At 67.4% G+C, this 15456-nt stretch carries 16 protein-coding genes; 7 read left to right on the forward strand and 9 right to left on the reverse strand.

The window, feature by feature from the left end; genetic code table 11:
* Nucleotides 1–137: 137 nt before the first annotated feature.
* Entirely contained in the window at nt 138–1025 is an 888-nt protein-coding gene (locus AC6IW9_RS17945; protein ID WP_497765679.1) for a branched-chain amino acid aminotransferase, read from the reverse strand.
* Nucleotides 1026–1244: 219 nt separating this feature from the next.
* On the opposite strand from AC6IW9_RS17945, the gene AC6IW9_RS17950 reads away from it, so the two are divergent.
* From AC6IW9_RS17950 to AC6IW9_RS17960, 3 genes are read left to right on the forward strand one after another with little or no spacing between them, the layout of a single operon-like run.
* On the forward strand, nt 1245–1802 hold the full coding sequence (locus AC6IW9_RS17950; protein WP_497765682.1) for a MarR family winged helix-turn-helix transcriptional regulator: 558 nt from the start codon (nt 1245–1247) through the stop codon (nt 1800–1802).
* A complete protein-coding gene (locus AC6IW9_RS17955) occupies nt 1799–2581 on the forward strand; it encodes a response regulator (RefSeq protein ID WP_497765685.1) in 783 nt (260 codons plus the stop codon). Before AC6IW9_RS17950 ends, AC6IW9_RS17955 begins: the two co-directional genes overlap by 4 nt.
* A complete protein-coding gene (locus tag AC6IW9_RS17960; RefSeq protein ID WP_497765688.1) occupies nt 2578–3945 on the forward strand; it encodes an ATP-binding protein in 1368 nt (455 codons plus the stop codon). The genes AC6IW9_RS17955 and AC6IW9_RS17960 overlap by 4 nt, the downstream gene beginning before the upstream one ends.
* A 168-nt stretch (nt 3946–4113) precedes the next feature.
* Here AC6IW9_RS17960 and AC6IW9_RS17965 read toward each other — a convergent pair whose 3' ends face one another.
* On the reverse strand, nt 4114–4326 hold the full coding sequence (locus tag AC6IW9_RS17965) for a hypothetical protein (RefSeq protein ID WP_497765691.1): 213 nt from the start codon (nt 4324–4326) through the stop codon (nt 4114–4116).
* Nucleotides 4327–4382: 56 nt separating this feature from the next.
* Entirely contained in the window at nt 4383–5024 is a 642-nt protein-coding gene (locus AC6IW9_RS17970) for an alpha/beta hydrolase (protein WP_497765694.1), read from the reverse strand.
* 115 nt (nt 5025–5139) lie between these two features.
* Between AC6IW9_RS17970 and AC6IW9_RS17975 the strand changes: the two genes are divergently transcribed.
* The gene (locus tag AC6IW9_RS17975) at nt 5140–5331 is read left to right on the forward strand and encodes a hypothetical protein (RefSeq protein ID WP_497765697.1); all 192 of its coding nucleotides are present in this window, start codon (nt 5140–5142) and stop codon (nt 5329–5331) included.
* Nucleotides 5332–5461: 130 nt separating this feature from the next.
* Nucleotides 5462–5776: a hypothetical protein gene (locus AC6IW9_RS17980; protein WP_497765699.1), complete on the forward strand. Its 315-nt coding sequence runs from the start codon at nt 5462–5464 to the stop codon at nt 5774–5776.
* A gap of 63 nt (nt 5777–5839) precedes the next feature.
* Here the strand turns inward: AC6IW9_RS17980 and AC6IW9_RS17985 are convergent, their stop codons facing one another.
* Entirely contained in the window at nt 5840–6832 is a 993-nt protein-coding gene (locus tag AC6IW9_RS17985; protein ID WP_497765702.1) for a tetratricopeptide repeat protein, read from the reverse strand.
* A gap of 293 nt (nt 6833–7125) precedes the next feature.
* Between AC6IW9_RS17985 and rnd the strand changes: the two genes are divergently transcribed.
* Entirely contained in the window at nt 7126–8295 is a 1170-nt protein-coding gene (rnd, locus tag AC6IW9_RS17990; protein ID WP_497765704.1) for a ribonuclease D, read from the forward strand.
* Nucleotides 8296–8604: 309 nt separating this feature from the next.
* Nucleotides 8605–8985: a hypothetical protein gene (locus AC6IW9_RS17995; RefSeq protein ID WP_497765706.1), complete on the forward strand. Its 381-nt coding sequence runs from the start codon at nt 8605–8607 to the stop codon at nt 8983–8985.
* Nucleotides 8986–9013: 28 nt separating this feature from the next.
* Here the strand turns inward: AC6IW9_RS17995 and ppx are convergent, their stop codons facing one another.
* The 5 genes from ppx to AC6IW9_RS18020 all read right to left on the reverse strand — a co-directional run bounded on the left by ppx (nt 9014) and on the right by AC6IW9_RS18020 (nt 15234).
* Nucleotides 9014–10507, reverse strand: a complete 1494-nt coding sequence (ppx, locus tag AC6IW9_RS18000; protein WP_497765708.1) for an exopolyphosphatase — start codon at nt 10505–10507, stop codon at nt 9014–9016.
* Nucleotides 10508–10514: 7 nt separating this feature from the next.
* Nucleotides 10515–12749 carry an RNA degradosome polyphosphate kinase gene (locus AC6IW9_RS18005; protein ID WP_497765710.1) on the reverse strand — a complete coding sequence of 745 codons (2235 nt, stop codon included), beginning with the start codon at nt 12747–12749 and terminating at the stop codon, nt 10515–10517.
* Nucleotides 12750–12825: 76 nt separating this feature from the next.
* Complete coding sequence (locus AC6IW9_RS18010) at nt 12826–13524, reverse strand: P-loop NTPase family protein (RefSeq protein WP_497772554.1); 699 nt, start codon at nt 13522–13524, stop codon at nt 12826–12828.
* Nucleotides 13524–14684 (reverse strand): AI-2E family transporter, encoded by a 1161-nt coding sequence (locus AC6IW9_RS18015; protein WP_497765712.1) that lies wholly within the window; start codon nt 14682–14684, stop codon nt 13524–13526. The genes AC6IW9_RS18010 and AC6IW9_RS18015 overlap by 1 nt, the downstream gene beginning before the upstream one ends.
* A gap of 1 nt (nt 14685) precedes the next feature.
* Nucleotides 14686–15234 carry a CDP-alcohol phosphatidyltransferase family protein gene (locus tag AC6IW9_RS18020; RefSeq protein WP_497765714.1) on the reverse strand — a complete coding sequence of 183 codons (549 nt, stop codon included), beginning with the start codon at nt 15232–15234 and terminating at the stop codon, nt 14686–14688.
* Between the last annotated feature and the right edge of the window lie 222 nt (nt 15235–15456).

The raw sequence follows: 15456 nt of genomic DNA on the forward strand, positions 1-15456 counted from the left end.
AACATGAAGACGGAAGCCGCACGACGGCAAATTCTGAGCAGGCGAGCGTCGCCGCGAGCGACGCTCGCCTGCTCAGCATCTTTCCATCCGCAGGATTTTCATCGGGGAATCGGTCCCCGCTTTTCCGGAGTCCCGCTTCATGCCGCGGCAGCCTTCGGAACGACCTCGCGCGCATAATCCTCGACGAGCATGCGCGAGAGGGCGCCCGGCGTGAAGTGATAGGGCCCCGCCTCGGCGACCGGCGTCACCTCGGCGCCCGTGCCGCAGATGAAGCATTCGCTGAAGCCCGGCAGTTCCTCCGGCAGGATGCGCCGCTCGACCACCTCGATCCCGCGGCGCCGGGCGAGGTCGATCACAGTGCGGCGGGTGATGCCGTCGAGGAAGCAGTCGGCGAGCGGCGTGTGCAGCACGCCGTCCTTCACGAAGAACACATTGGCGCCGGTGCATTCGGCGACGCGGCCCTGCCAGTCCAGCATCAGCGCGTCGGCATAGCCGCGGCGCTCCGCCCGGTGCTTGGAGATGGTGCAGATCATATAGAGGCCGGCCGCCTTGGCGAGCGAGGGCGCGGTCTGCGGGTCCGGACGGCGATAGTCGGCGATGTCGAGACGGATGCCCTTCATCTTGGTCTCGACGTCGAACATGCTCGGCCAGTCCCACACCGCGATCGCCACATGGATCGTCGAATGCTGGGCCGCGACCGCCATCATCTCGCTGCCGCGCCAAGCCACCGGCCGGACATAGCAGTTGGTGAAGCCATTGGCGTCGACGACGGATTTCTTGGCGGCGTCGAGCTCCGCCACGGAATAGGGAATCTCGAAGTCGAGAATCTGCGCCGAGCGGCGGAAGCGCTCGGAATGCTCGGTCGATTTGAAGATGACGCCGCCATAGGCGCGCTCGCCCTCGAACACGCAGGACCCATAATGCAGTCCGTGCGAGAGCACATGCAGCTTGGCGTCCCGCCAGGGGAGAAGCGCGCCGTCGAACCAGATGTGGCCGTCGCGCTGATCGAAGGGCAAGACCGACATTGGACTCTCCGCTGGGCTGTCGCTGACCGCCGCTCTCGTCGTGACCACTAGCCATGCGTCAGAAATATGTCAATATAGCTGACGTATGAGCCGGGGTGATCGGGCGACGCGACAGCGCCGCCCTTCCAGTCGAGACGCCGCCCTCCCCTCGAAGGGAGGATGAGAGGCGCCGTCGGATTTTTCCGAGCGCTCGACGACGAATATAGAGCGGACGCTGACGTGAAGACGGCTCTCGAACGCAAACTCGTCCGGGGCGCGGCGTCTCAGCCGGCGGCGAGCCGCGCCGAGGCGGACGTCCAGAACGAGCCGATGGTCGACTTCATCGAGCTGTTCTTTTTCGCCTATCGGGATTTCGTCGGCGACGCGGACCGCCTGCTCGAGAATTACGGCTTCGGGCGCGCGCATCACCGCGTGCTGCATTTCGTCAACCGCCGGCCCGGCCTGCCCATAGCCGCCCTGCTCGACATTCTGAAGATCACCAAGCAGAGCCTCAATCGCGTCCTGAAGCAATTGCTCGACGCCGGCTTCGTCGAGGCGCGCCCCGGCGCGATCGACCGCCGCCAGCGCCTGCTGTTCGCGACGCCGAACGGCGCTCGGCTGGCGCAAGAGCTCGCCGTGCTGCAATCGGAGCGGTTCCGCCGCGTGTTCGGCGAACTGCCGCCCGACGCGCAGGACGCCGCGGCCGATTTCCTGCTCGCCATGGTGAACCCTCCGGACCGCGAGCGCGTGCGCGCCCATCTCTCGCCGCGCCGCCGGCAGCGGGACGACGCCGCGTGAGCACGCCGGCCGCGTCCTCGCCGGAGGAAGATCGCGCCCGGCGCCACATCCTCGTCGTCGACGACGACAAGCGCATCCGCACCCTGCTCACGCGTTATCTCGCCGCCGAGGGCTATCTGGTCAGCGCGGCCGCCGACGCCTCGGAGGCGACCGCGCGGCTCGCCGACATGGCGTTCGACCTCATCGTGCTCGACGTGATGATGCCGGGCGAGTCCGGCGTGCAACTCGCGCAGCGGCTGCGGCAGGAGGCGGAGCCGCTGCGATCGGCGCCGATCCTGATGCTGACCGCGCTCGGCGAGACGAGGGACCGGATCGAAGGGCTCGAAGCCGGCGTCGACGATTATCTCGCCAAGCCTTTCGAGCCGCGCGAGCTGTCGCTGCGCATCGCCGGAATATTGCGGCGCACGAGCCGCCCGGCTCGCCCGCGCGGCGTGAAGTCCGTCCGCTTCGGCGCCTTCGTCTTCGACCTCGAAAAGGGCCGATTGCAGGAGCATGACCATGTCGTCCATCTGACGACGCGCGAGAGCGAGATGCTGGCGGCGCTGGCGATGGAAACCGGCGCAATCGTCCCACGGCGACGGTTGGCGCAGCGCGCCGTCGATGGCAAGATCGAGTCTGCGGGCGAGCGCAGCGTCGACGTCGAGATCGCGCGGCTGCGCCGCAAGATCGAGCGCGGCGCCGACAGCCCGCGACATCTGCAGACGATCCGCGGCCGCGGCTATCGCCTGTGGGTCGACGAGATCATCGGCGAGGACGAGGAAAACGGAAGCAAGCCATGACTTTAGCCCTTCCCGCTCCGCTCGACGCGCCGCGCCGCCTGTGGCGCGGCTTCGCCGGCTGGCTGCATGAGCGCATGCCCAAAGGGCTCTACGCCCGCTCGCTGCTGATCGTCATTCTTCCCATCGTGCTGCTGCAGTCGGCCGTCGCTTATTTCTTCATGGAGCGTCATTGGCAGGCGGTGACCTCGCGCCTCTCGGCCGCCGTGGCGCGCGACGTTGCGGCGCTGGTCGATCTCTACGACGCCGTGCCGGAAGCGACGCGGCGCGAGACTCTCCAGCGCATCGCCGGCATGGACCTCAATGTCGAGCTGCAATTCCTGCCCCGGGAGCCGCTGCCGCCGCCGACTGGCAAGCCGTTCTTCTCGCTGCTCGACCACACGCTCTCGCGCGAGCTCTCGCGGCGCCTCGCGCGTCCCTTCTGGATCGATACGGTCGGGCGCTCGCACCTCGTCGAGATCCGCGTCGCCCTAGCGGACGCGAATATGCGCGTCCTCGCCAGCCGCACCTACGCCTACGCCTCCAATTCGGAGATTTTCTTCATCTGGACGGTGATCGCCTCGCTGCTCATCATCGCGATCGCCACGTCGTTCCTGCGCAATCAGATCCGTCCGATCCTGCGGCTCGCGCGGGCGGCGGAGGAATTCGGCAAGGGTCGCGAGGTCGCCTTCAGCCCGCGCGGCGCGCGCGAGGTGCGCCAGGCCGGCGCCGCCTTCCTCGAGATGAAGCGCCGCGTCGAGCGCGCCATGGAGCAGCGCAAGACCATGCTGAACGGCGTCTCGCACGATCTGCGCACCATCATCACCCGCTTCAAGCTGTCGCTGGCGCTGATCGGCGAATCGCCCGAATCGGCCGAGATGAAGAAGGACGTCGCCGAAATGGAGCGCATGGTCGAAGGCTATCTCGCCTTCGCGCGCGGCGACGCCGGCGAGACGACCGAGACGGTCGACGTCACCGCTTTGCTCGACGAGCTGACGGCGGAGTCGCAGCGGCTCGGATTGGGGGCGGAAGCGCGCTTCTCCGGCCGTCCGCAGGTCGCCGTGCGGCCTGCGGCCTTCCGCCGCTGCCTCGCCAATCTCGTCGGCAACGCCCAGCGCTATGCGAAACGCATCGCGCTCACGGGCGCGAACGACGGCGTTCGTCTCACCATCCACATCGACGACGACGGCCCCGGAATCCCCGAGGACAAGCGCGAGGACGCCTTCCGGCCCTTCTATCGGCTCGACGAGTCGCGCAATCAGGACGAGAGCCACTCGGGCCTCGGTCTCGCCATCGCGCGTGACATCGCGCATGCGCATGGCGGCAATGTGAAGCTCGCCGATTCCCCGCTCGGCGGCCTGCGCGCGACGGTCACCCTGCCGGTGTGAGCGCTCCCGGCGTCGCCTTTGCCCGGCCGAAAGGCGAGCCCTCACCTTGAGGAGCCCCCCGAAGCGGGCGTCTCTAAGGGTCGACGAACAGCGCCTCCTGGAGCATCCTTCGAGGCTTTTTGCGTTCCGCAAAAAGCGCCTCGGGATGAGGGAGCGCGGCTTCGATCCTCACGACTCCGGCGGACAGGATATCTCCTTGGTCACGCCTTCGAGAAAGGCTTTCATTCCCGCATTGGCGCGCAAAGGGCTCGGCTTCTTGTTTCCCTCGAAGGTCAGAAAGGTGACGATGCCGCGCGGATTGATGGCGATCACCTTGTATCGCTCCGACCCGCGCGTCGCATAGCACTTGCCTTCCTTTATGTCCTCGGCCGTCAGAGCCATCGTCGCTTCTCCTCTCGCGTGATCTCACATTCGTTCCGCAAGAGCCGTGCCGAAGCTCAGTGATCGTGGTCGTGATCCTCCGCGCCTTTCTTCTGAACGACATGCTCGGTCAGAAAATCGCCGGCGGCGACGATGCCGTCGTCATCGAGCGAATGGCCCAGTCCCTTGCGCGTCATCGACCACACGCGCCCGCCGCCCGCGGCGATCGCCGCCTCGGCCTCGCGCATGGCGGCGATCGGCGCGATGTCATCGGCGTCTCCATGGATCAATAGAATGGGCGGTCCGCCCTCGCATCGCGGCGCCGGCGCGCCAAAGGGACCGCCGGAGAAGGCGACGACCGCCTTGATCGGACCCGGCCGAGCGAGCCCGGCCAGCAGGGCGAGCGTCGCCCCTTGCGAGAAGCCGACCAGCGCCAGATGCGAGGGCGGAAGACGACGTTTCTCCAGCGCCGCGTCGAGAAATCGGTCGAGCGCCGCGAGGCCGCGCTCGAGCCCGCCCTCCTCCGCCGGGTCGAACCAGCGGCCGCCCGGCGCCTCGGCGGCGAGAAATTCGGCCTTGGGCAAGGTCGGGGCCCAATTGAGCGCCTGGTCGATGATCGATTGTCCGCTCTCCCCTTCCCCATGCAGCAGCACGACGAGAAAAGCCGGCTTGCCGCAGGACAGGGCGGCGAGCGCCGGCCCTTCGACGATTTCGGTCATGGCTCCTCCGGGCGGCGCCGGCCGCGCTGGCGCCCAATCTGCTTCTCGAGATTTGGCGCCGAAGAGGGATCGGCGCCGCTCGAGAACCGAAGCCGCAAAGCAAGAGGAGGACCGCGTGGCGGACTACAAAGTGACGGTCGAGGAGCAGCCCGACGGCAAATGGGCCTGCTTCCTGCATGTGCCCGGCGAGGAGCCATACAACCTCGGCAAGACGTTCAAGAACGAGGAGCGCGCCGAAGCTTGGCTCACCGTCGGCGAAGCCACGACCGCGATCGACATGGCGGTCGCGAAGCTCGCCAAGAAGTGAACCGCCGGAAGACGTCGCGACTGCGCGCTGTCGGATATCCGACAGGCGCATCCCGTCCTCCGTTCTCATTGTCCGACGCGGGAGGGGCGGGAAGCCGCCCTTCCGCAACAGAAACGCCACGGGAGCCTCGATGACGGTAGATCTCAAAGGTGATTGGACCGACGCCGATATTGCGAAACTCATCGGCTCGGTGACCGACGACCGTGACTGGCGCCTCGAGGTGAGCGCCGAGGGAATAGCCTCGCTCGCGGACAAAACCGCCCATCCGACCGACGCCGCCTATGACGACGCTCTCCACTGCTTCCTGGAGACATGGATGCAGGGCACGGATTTCGTCGGGCCTTCGGCCGCCGGCGACAAGGAGCTCGTCGGCAAGATCGCCAAGGCTCTGCGCGAGAATTATCCGACGCTGAAGGGCCCGAAATTCGTCTATGTCGCGCTGTGACCGCGACGCGCGCCTCCTTCTCTCGATCGCGGGAGAAGGAGACGCGCGCAGGGCCCTTCGTCGCTAACGGCCCGCTCCCGCCTCCCGCGCGGACAGCAGCTTCGTCACATCCTCGAGTCCCTTCTTCGCCGGAGCGAGATTCGGATCGAGCTGCAGCGCCTCTTCGAGATCGGCCTTCGCCGGCTCCAGCTCGCGCTTGCCGCGATAGGCGTTGGCGCGATTGAGATGAGCGCGCGCATATTTCGGATCGAGCTCGATCGCCTTGCCGAAGTCGGCGATCGCCTTGTCGAATTCGCCCTTGGCGTGAAGCGCGAGCCCGCGGTTATTGTAGGAGATCGCCTGCTTGCCGTCGCGCGCGATCGCCGCATCGTAATCGGCGAGGGCATGGTCGAGATCGCCTTTGGCCTGATAGAGCGCCGCGCGCTGGAGATAGGCCTGCGCCGATTTCGGCTCCAGCTTCACCGCTGCGTCGAAATCGGCGAGCGCCTGGTCGAGATCGCCCTTTGCTCGATAGGCGCGACCGCGACCGGCGAGCGCCGTCGCCGATTTCCTGTCGAGCTGCAGCGCCTTCTCATAGTCGGCGATGGCGTGGTCGAGATCGCCCGTGGTCTGGCGCACGTCGCCGCGGCCGACATAGGCGGCGGCCGATTTCGGCTGGAGCTCGATCGCCTTGTCGTAATCGGCGAGGGCGCCCGCCTGGTCGCCCTTGGCGCGCTTGGCGGCGGCGCGGGCGGCGAGAGCCGGCGCCGCGACTTTCGGATCGATCTGCAGCGCAATGTCGTAATCTGCGATGGCGCGGTCATATTGGCCCTTGGCGTGGAAGGCTCCGCCGCGGTTTATGTGGGCGATCACCTGATTGTGCGGCGTCTCCTTGCGGCCGCTGTCGATCACCTCGGTGCAGGCCGCGATGCGCGCGTCGGGATCGGACCCGCGGCAGCCGACCCAGGGATCGCTCTTGGCGGCGGCCGCGACGACGCCCGACAGGGAGAGGACCGTCGCCGCGCCGGCGAGGCGACGGAGCTGCGAAAGATCGAGAACGAGCGAAGGACGCGCCATTTGGCCGACGGGCTCCATAAAGTTGACTATTTCAGTATGATTTCATTTCGGCGGCCCGAGAGCAATCCGAAATCGCGCGCAAGCGCTCATTCGGCGAAGGCGGGCGCGCGTTTATGGGCGACGCGGCTTTGCAAGCGGCCGGCCGAATCGCGGGCGGAAAAGTTCCGTGCGCGGGCGTGGGCGGCCGCGGCCACAGGCTCGTGCTTCGAAATCAGCGGTGTGAACGCCTAATTCGGGCGAAAGCGCGCCGAGACTCTTCAGATCGGCGCGAAATTATTCTAAGACAGAGGTCGATGAGCCTCTTGACCTCGACCGAAGATCTCGCTGCGGCCTGCGCCCGCCTCTCCCGCCATCCTTTCGTGACCGTCGACACGGAGTTCCTTCGCGAGACGACTTTCTGGCCGAGGGTCTGCGTCATTCAGCTCGCCTCGCCCGAGGAGGCCTTCGCCGTCGACACCCTGGCCGAGGGTCTCGACCTTACCCCCTTCTTCGAGCTGATGGCCGACGAGCAGATCGTGAAAGTGTTCCACGCTGCGCGCCAGGACCTCGAGATCATCTGGCGCCTCGCCCGCCTCATCCCCACGCCTTTGTTCGACACTCAGGTCGCGGCCATGGTCTGCGGCTTCGGCGATCAGGCCTCCTATGTCGAGCTGGTCAAGGCCATCGCCAAAGAGAGCCTCGACAAATCGTCCCGCTTCACCGACTGGTCGAAGCGCCCGCTCTCGCCCGCGCAGATCGACTACGCCATCGCCGACGTGACGCATCTGCGGCAGATCTACACGCATTTGCGCGCACGGCTCGAGCGCTCCAACCGGCTCGACTGGCTCGTCGACGAGATGCGCACGCTCACCTCGCCGGAAACCTACGAGCAGAGCCCGGAGAACGCCTGGGAGCGCCTGCGCCACCGCGTGCGCAAGCCGCGCGACCTCGCCGTGCTGATCGAGCTCGCCGCTTGGCGCGAGGCGGAGGCGCAGGCGCGCGACGTGCCGCGCGCCCGGGTGCTGAAGGACGACATGCTGGTCGAGATCGCGCTCGCCGCGCCGCGCAGCCAGGAGGCGCTCGGCGAACTGCGCGCTTTCCCGCGCGGGCTCGAGCGTTCGCGCTCGGGCGCCGATATCGTCGCGGCGGTCGAGCGTGGTCTCGCCCGCGATCCGGCCGCCCTGCCCCGCATCGAGCGTGAGCGGCGCAGCGGCAACGGCGCAACGGTCGAGCTGCTGAAGGTGCTGCTCCGGCAGGTGGCGGAAGAGACCGGCGTCGCCACCAAAATGATCGCCACTGTGGAGGATCTCGAGGCCATCGCCGCGGACGACGCGGCCGATGTGCCGGCCCTCTCCGGCTGGCGGCGCGCCATTTTCGGCGAGAAAGCGCTGCAATTGAAGGCCGGTCGGCTCGCCCTCGCGGTCGAGAGGGGCAGGGTCGTCACCCTCGACTGGCAAGAGCTGGACGAGCCGGCCTCCCGCTGAGGCGCAAGCCCGTCCGGAAATTCCGGGAACAAGGTTCGAACTTAACCGCCCTTTCGGGTCGGTATGGGCGGGTCGTACCGGGCCCTTCTGCGCGCCTCGCCCCACCCGTTTTGCAGCGCAAAATACGTCATTTTCACGACAACAGATAGCATTTTCAAATGCTTCTATAGGCGCACGCATGCGACAATGCGCGCCTTGATTTGCGGAGTTTGCGGCGCAACATGAACGCATGTTGCAGCGCAACCAGGACTCGACGGGAGCCTGCGCCGGGCAGAGCCCGCGCTCCTGCGAATCGAGAAGGACGACATCATGAAAACTGCAGGAGACCGCATTTTCGCTCTGGCCCTCGGCGCCGTGGCGCTGAGCCTCGCGGGCGCGCCCCTGCGCGCCGAGCCCATCATGCTGAAGCCCCTCGCCGCCGCGAGCATAGACGCGGGACCCAAACACATGGTCGGCTATTTCATCGGTTCTGGAGGCGCCTGCCGGCTGACGCTGATGATCGCCGACGCCGCCAACCTCGAGCAGGCGACGCCGGCGACCGCGACCACGCGGCTCGTCGTGCCGATCGACAGCGGCAAGGCGGCGCAGGTCGACACTTCGGTCAGCAAGACGCTCCGATTCGCCTGCTCGCCAGACGGCGAAGCCATGACGGTGACGACGATCGACCGCAGCGGGCGCGCGGCCGACTGATCGGGGGGCGCGTGGCCGCGTTTCTCGCCTAGAGCGCCGCCGCCGCCTCGATGACGACCTCCGCGCCCAGCAGCCGGGCGAGCGCCTTCGCCCGGCTCGTCAGCCTTTCGCTGACGAGATCGGCGAATTCATCCGGAAGTGTCAGCGTCAGGCGCCCGTCCCGCGCGAGGATCGGCGTGCGCGGCAGCACGCCGGGCATCGCCGCCGACAGCAGATAGGCGACGCGGAGCGCCGCCGACAGCAGCCGCGCCCGCTCGAGCAGGCGCGTCGTCAAAAGGCCGCGCACCGGCAACACGCCCTCGCTGTCCGGCCCCGCATGGCGCAGCACCGCCACCAGAGCGAGAAACGCGCGCCCGGGATGGTCCACGGCGACGAAGGCCGAATTGGTGATGACATTCATCGACTGGCCGGCGCGATAGTCCGGGTGGGCGCGCCAGCTCACATCGGAGAGGAAGCAGGCGGCATGGCGCAGCCGCGTTTCTTCTCTCGTCTCGTCGAGCCCCGAAGAGAGGAGCAGCGCGTCGGTCCAGGCGATCAACTCGTCGCCATAGCCGGGCGCGCGCGCCATAGCCTGCTCCAGCTCGCGCGCCGCGAGCACGAGCGGGTCCGCCGCACGCGCCTTTTCCGACAAGCGCTCGTACAGCAGGCCCTCGCGCACGCCGGCCGCGGAGATCACGACCTCCTTGGGCTTGGCCCGCCGAATCACTTCGTCGAGCACGATCGCGCCATAGGCGAGCAACGGACGGCGCGCCGCCGACACCGAGGCGATGTCGGCCAGCGCCTCGCTGTCGACCCGCTCCAAGAGGCTCGCGAATTCGGCCGCGTCCTCGGCTGGGATGCGGTAGTTGTGCATCACGTCGAGCGGATAATTGTGCTGGCGCATATGCAGCCGCGCGAGCGCGCGCCAAGTGCCGCCGACCGCATAGAAGGCGCGCCCCCGGAGCCGCGCCAGCGGATGCGCCTCCTCGATCGCCTTGCGGGCGATGCGCACGGCGTGGCGCGTCGAACGGCTGGAGGCGTCCATCAGCGCGAGGCCGCCGAGCGGCAGAGTGACGCCGTCGCCCATGCGCCCGGCGTGGACTTCGATCAGCTCCAGCGAGCCGCCGCCGAGGTCGCCGACGACGCCGTCCGGCTCGTGAATGGCCGACATCACGCCGAGCGCCGACAGCTCCGCCTCGCGCCTGCCGGAGAGAAGCGAAATTTCGCGGCCGACCGCCCCGCGCGCCGCGTCGAGAAAAGCGGCGCCGTTGACCGCGTCCCGCGCCGCCGCGGTCGCGATCACGTCGACGTTGCAGATTTCCATGATCTCACAAAGCGAGCGGAAGCGGCGCAGCGCCTGCAGCGCTTTGCGCATTCCGTCCTCGGGCAGGCGGCCGGTGGTGACAACGCCGCGCCCGAGGCCACACATGACTTTCTCGTTGAAGACCGGCGTCAGCGCGCGCTCGAGCGCCGCATAAGCGACGAGGCGCACCGAATTGGAGCCGATGTCGACGATCGCGACCGGCGCGGCCGCTGCGTCCACGCTCGGCTCAGCCTTCTTCTCGGGGCTTGAGGAGAGAGCGAGGGCGCCATTCCTTGAGTGACTTGCCACGGCCGGAGAGACTCGGGTTGGTCATGAAGTATTTGTGGGCGTTGAACCGCTCTTCGCCCTCCGGGGGAGTTATGCGTAAGGACGAGCCGTCCGGCAAGACTCGGTAGCTCTGTTCGTTGTCGATGAGATTGGCCAGCATGATCTGGTCCAGCACCTGCTGATGCACGGTCGCGTTGGTGATCGGCATCAGAACCTCGACGCGCCGGTCGAGATTGCGCGGCATCAGATCGGCCGACGAGATATAGACATGGGCCTTCGCATGCGGCAGCGTATGCCCGCCGCCGAAGGCGTAGACCCGGGCGTGCTCGAGGAAACGCCCGACGATCGACTTCACCCGGATATTGTCCGAGAGGCCCGGCACGCCGGGCCGCAGGCAGCAGATGCCGCGCACGACGAATTCGATCGACACGCCCGCTTGTGACGCGTGATAGAGCGCGTCGATGATCTCCGGATCGACGAGGGCGTTGCATTTGCCCCAGATCGCCGCCGGCTTGCCCGCCTTGGCGAAGGCGATCTCCTGCTCGATATGCTCGAGCAGCCGCGTCTTGAGCGAGATGGGCGAGACGGCCATGCGCTCGAGCCCGGCCGGCTCCGCATAGCCGGTGATGAAGTTGAAGATGCGCGCGACGTCGCGCGCGATCGCCGGATCGGCGGTGAACAGCGAGATGTCGGTGTAGATGCGCGCCGTGACCGGATGGTAGTTGCCGGTGCCGATATGGCAGTAGGTGACGATGCCGCCGCTCTCGCGGCGCACGACCATCGACAGCTTGCCGTGGGTCTTCAGCTCGATGAAGCCGAACACGACCTGCGCGCCGGCGCGCTCGAGGTCGCGCGCCCAGCGGATATTGGCCTCCTCGTCGAAGCGCGCCTTCAGCTCGACCAGCGCCGTCACCGATTTCCCGGCCTCCGCCGCCTCCACCAGCGCGCGCACGATCGGGCTGTTGGCGGAGGTGCGGTAGAGCGTCTGCTTGATGGCGACGACATTGGGGTCGCGCGCGGCCTGCTGCAGGAACTGCACGACGACGTCGAAGGTCTCGTAGGGATGATGGACGCAGAGGTCCTTCTGCTTGATGGCGAGGAAGCAGTCGCCCCCATTGTCGCGCACGCGCTCGGGAAAGCGCGGGTTGTATGGCTTGAACTTCAAGTCCGGCCGGTCGAGCGCGACGAGCTCCGAAAGATCGTTCAAGGCCAGCATGCCGTCGAGCACGAAGACCTCGTCGTCGGTCACGTCGAGTTCTTCGGCGACGAGATGGCGCAGCGTCTCCGGCATGTCGGCGGCGACTTCGAGTCGGATCACCGAGCCGCGGCGGCGGCGCTTCAGCGCCGTCTCGAACAGGCGGACCAGATCCTCCGCCTCCTCCTCCACCTCGAGGTCGCTGTCGCGAATGAGGCGGAAAATACCCTGCCCGCGCAACTGATAGCCGGGGAAGAGCTTCTGCGCGTTGATGGCGATCAGCGTCTCGAGCAGCATGAAGCGCTCACGCCCCTGCCCTGTCCCTTGCGCGCTCGGCAGCTTCACGAAGCGCTCGATCTTCTGCGGCAGGCGCACCAGCGCATGCAGCGTCTTGCGGTCGCCCGGCCGCACCAGCTCCAGCGCGAGGGTGAAGGCGAGATTGGGAATGAAGGGAAAGGGATGGGCCGGATCGATGGCGAGCGGCGTCAGCACCGGGAAGACGCGCGCCATGAAATGCTCGTCGAGCCAGTCGCGATCGGGCTTGGACAGATTGCCCGGCTCCACGATGACGATGCCGACGTCCTCGATCTCGGCGCGCAACTCGCGCCAGCGCCGCGACTGCTCCGCGGTGAGAAGAGCGACGCGCTCCTTGATCTTGACGAGTTGCTCGGCGGGCGTGAGGCCGTCCTGCGAGGGCGTCGTGAGCCCTTCGCGCACCTGCCCGCGCAGGCCGGCGACGCGCACCATGTAGAATTCGTCGAGGTTGTTGGCCGAGATCGACAGGAAGCGCAGCTGCTCGAGCAGCGGATGGCTGCGGTTCGACGCCTCCTCGAGCACGCGGCGATTGAACTCGAGCCAGGACAATTCGCGATTGATGAAGCGCTGAGGAAGGGAGGCGAGCTCGCCGGGCCGCAGGAGCAGATCGCCCGGCTGATCCATCACCGGAATGTCCGCGCCGGTGCGTCCCGCCTCGAGATCGTCCTGAATGTGCTTCGTCATACTGACTCTCTTTCCGTCGCGTCGGCTCGATCTTGCCATGGTTCTCGCCGGCCACAGAAGCGCTCTCGCGCGGGTTTCACGACGACTGCAGCGCTTCGAGCAGTTCGCCCGCGAGCGCGCGCGTGACGCGGCGCCCCTGCGCCAGAGCCTCCTCGTCGAGCAGGCGGACGAAAGCGCGCGCGGCGTCGAGCGAGCGCTCGAGCCGCAAGGCGACATAATCGACCAGCCCGGGATCGACCAGGAGCTGGCGATCGCGAAACAGCTTCTCCAGCACGGCGCGAATCAGATCGTCGTCCGGCGCGCCGATCTCTACGACAGGCGCGCGACGTAAACGCGACAAGAGATCGGGCAGCGCAAAGGTCTCGCCCGACGGCGGCCGGCGCGCGGCGAGGAGCAGGCTCGACCCGCTTTCGCGTAAGAAATTCATCAGATGAAACAAGGCTGTCTCGTCCTCGACCGCATCGAGGCCGTCGAGCACGGCGGCCGCAGGCGGCGCCGAGGCGAGACGCTGGGGACCGGCGATCGCAGCAGGATCGACGCGGAGAGCGCCGCTGCGGCGCGCGAAGATCGCGCAGAGATGGCTCTTGCCCGCCCCCGCCGGACCGTTGAGCAACAGAGTGGGATCTGGCCAGTCCGGCCATCGGGCGATCATCTCGAAGGCCGCGCGATTGGACGGTGAAACGAGGAAGGCCTCCTCGTCGAAGCTCGGCGCGCCGGCGAGGTCGAGCGGCAGCTGTCCGCCGCGGCGGCGCGCGAACTCGTCCGTCCCGGCCATCATCCCTCCGCTCGCGCCGGCGCCTCGACGCCGAGATAGAAACTGCTCCGACGATAGCGGCGCACCAGGAAACGCAGCACGACGCCGATCGCCGCCGCGACCGGCGCCGCGAGCAGCATTCCCGTGAAGCCGAACAGCGAGCCGGCGACGAGCAGCGCGAACATCAGCCACACCGGATGCACGCCGATGGAGCCGCCGACGAGCCGGGGCGAGAGCACATTGCCGTCGAGAAAGAGGCCGACGCCCACGAGCGCCACCGCCTCCGCCGGCAGGCGCCAGTCCGGCCAGCCTTGCACCGTCGACACGACGATCGAGAGAGCGAAGGCTGTGATCGATCCGACATAGGGCACGAAGCTCAATATCCCCGCCGAGACGCCGATCAGAAAGCCGAAATTGACGCCGAGCAGCGACAGGCCGATGCTGTACCAGAGGCCGAGGAACAGGCACACGAGCGCCTGCCCCCGCACGAAGCCGGAGAGCGCCTTGTCGATGTCGCGGGCGACGGCGCGAATGTCCTCGCGATGGCGCGGCGGCGCCAGCGAATCGAGCGTCGCGACCATATTGTCCCAGTCCAGCAGAATATAGAAGGCGACAACGGGCGTGATGACGACGAGCGACGCCATATTGACCAGCGCCGCCCCGCCGGAGACGAGCGATTGCAGGAAGGCGGCGGCCATGCGCGTCGCCTCGCTGGTGATGTCGTTCACATATTTCTGCACGTCGGTGGGCGAGTCGGCCGGCGTGAGTCCGAGCTTCTCATAGAGGCTGCGCGCGAAATCGCCCGTCGCCTCGCGCGAGACGCGGGCGAGCAGCCCTTGCAGGGTCGTCAGATAGCCGGGCAGGCTCACGACGAAATCGGAGAGCTGGCGCGTGAGAATAGGCGCGGTGAAGAAGATCACCGCCGTCAGCATGACCAGGAAGATGGTGAGAATGCACAGCGAGGCGCCGAGACGCGAGAGACCGGCGCGCTGCAGCCGGTCGGCGACGGGATCGAGCAGATAGCCGAGCGCGAGACCCGCGACAAAGGGCGCGAGAACCGCGCTGACCATATGAATGAAGAATATGAACAGAGCGATTGCCGCCGCCCAGAGCGCGATCTGCCGCTCGAGCGCCAGCCCCGCGGTTCCCCCGCGCGTTTTGCGCGCCTGACGCTCCGTCATCTCACGGTCCCATGTTCTTGACCCATCTCCACAGATAAACGGCGGCGGAAACCGTGGTCAATGCCGCGACCACGGCCGAGAGAGCGACGACGGCTGCGCCGAGCGGCAGAGCGAAGGCCTCGGCGGCGAGCACGAGCGCGGCCAAGGCGAGCTGCGCAGCCGTCGTCGCCTTGGACACGGGCAGAGGCGAAAGATCGATCCGCCGCTGCAGCAGCCAGGACACGGCGACCGCGCCGATGATCAGCACGTCGCGCGAAATGACCAGCAAGGCGAGCCAGGACGGGAGCACGCCGACGAGGGCGAGCGTCGCATAGATCGAGACGATGAGCGCCTTGTCGGCGAGCGGATCGAGCACCGCGCCGAGCTCCGTGCGCAGATCGAAGCTCTTGGCGAGCCAGCCGTCGAGCGCGTCGGACGCGCCGGCGAGGGCGAAGACCGCGAAGGCGGCCGGCCAGTTCTCGGTGACGATCATATCGATCGCCGCCGGAGTGAGCACGAAGCGGCCGATGGTGATGAAATTGGGCAGCCAGCGGAAATAGAGGGAGCGCATGCTCTATATTTGGGGCGCGCGCCGACAAAGTCATGAGGGCAACCCCTCGAGGTCTATTCCCTTCTCCCACTCGTGGGAGAAGGCGGCCCCGCGAAAGCGGGGTCGGATGAGGGCCCTGACGATGAACCATGGCCTCGAAGGCCGGCGCGCGCCCTCCCCGGCAATTCTTCGATTTTTCCCGTAGCCGGATCAGCCCTCGTCCGACCCGACTTCGTCGGGCCC

This window comes from Methylosinus sp. shoA (assembly GCF_059718125.1).

Coding starts and splice junctions, on each gene's coding strand:
- AC6IW9_RS18015 (WP_497765712.1), bottom strand. CDS start 14,684: ATGACGGAGCGTCAGGCGCGCAAAACGCGCGGGGGAACCGCGGGGCTG.
- AC6IW9_RS18020 (WP_497765714.1), bottom strand. CDS start 15,234: ATGCGCTCCCTCTATTTCCGCTGGCTGCCCAATTTCATCACCATCGGC.
- AC6IW9_RS17985 (WP_497765702.1), bottom strand. CDS start 6,832: ATGGCGCGTCCTTCGCTCGTTCTCGATCTTTCGCAGCTCCGTCGCCTC.
- AC6IW9_RS17945 (WP_497765679.1), bottom strand. CDS start 1,025: ATGTCGGTCTTGCCCTTCGATCAGCGCGACGGCCACATCTGGTTCGAC.
- rnd (WP_497765704.1), top strand. CDS start 7,126: ATGAGCCTCTTGACCTCGACCGAAGATCTCGCTGCGGCCTGCGCCCGC.
- AC6IW9_RS17960 (WP_497765688.1), top strand. CDS start 2,578: ATGACTTTAGCCCTTCCCGCTCCGCTCGACGCGCCGCGCCGCCTGTGG.
- AC6IW9_RS17995 (WP_497765706.1), top strand. CDS start 8,605: ATGAAAACTGCAGGAGACCGCATTTTCGCTCTGGCCCTCGGCGCCGTG.
- AC6IW9_RS17970 (WP_497765694.1), bottom strand. CDS start 5,024: ATGACCGAAATCGTCGAAGGGCCGGCGCTCGCCGCCCTGTCCTGCGGC.
- AC6IW9_RS17980 (WP_497765699.1), top strand. CDS start 5,462: ATGACGGTAGATCTCAAAGGTGATTGGACCGACGCCGATATTGCGAAA.
- AC6IW9_RS17965 (WP_497765691.1), bottom strand. CDS start 4,326: ATGGCTCTGACGGCCGAGGACATAAAGGAAGGCAAGTGCTATGCGACG.
- AC6IW9_RS18005 (WP_497765710.1), bottom strand. CDS start 12,749: ATGACGAAGCACATTCAGGACGATCTCGAGGCGGGACGCACCGGCGCG.
- AC6IW9_RS18010 (WP_497772554.1), bottom strand. CDS start 13,524: ATGGCCGGGACGGACGAGTTCGCGCGCCGCCGCGGCGGACAGCTGCCG.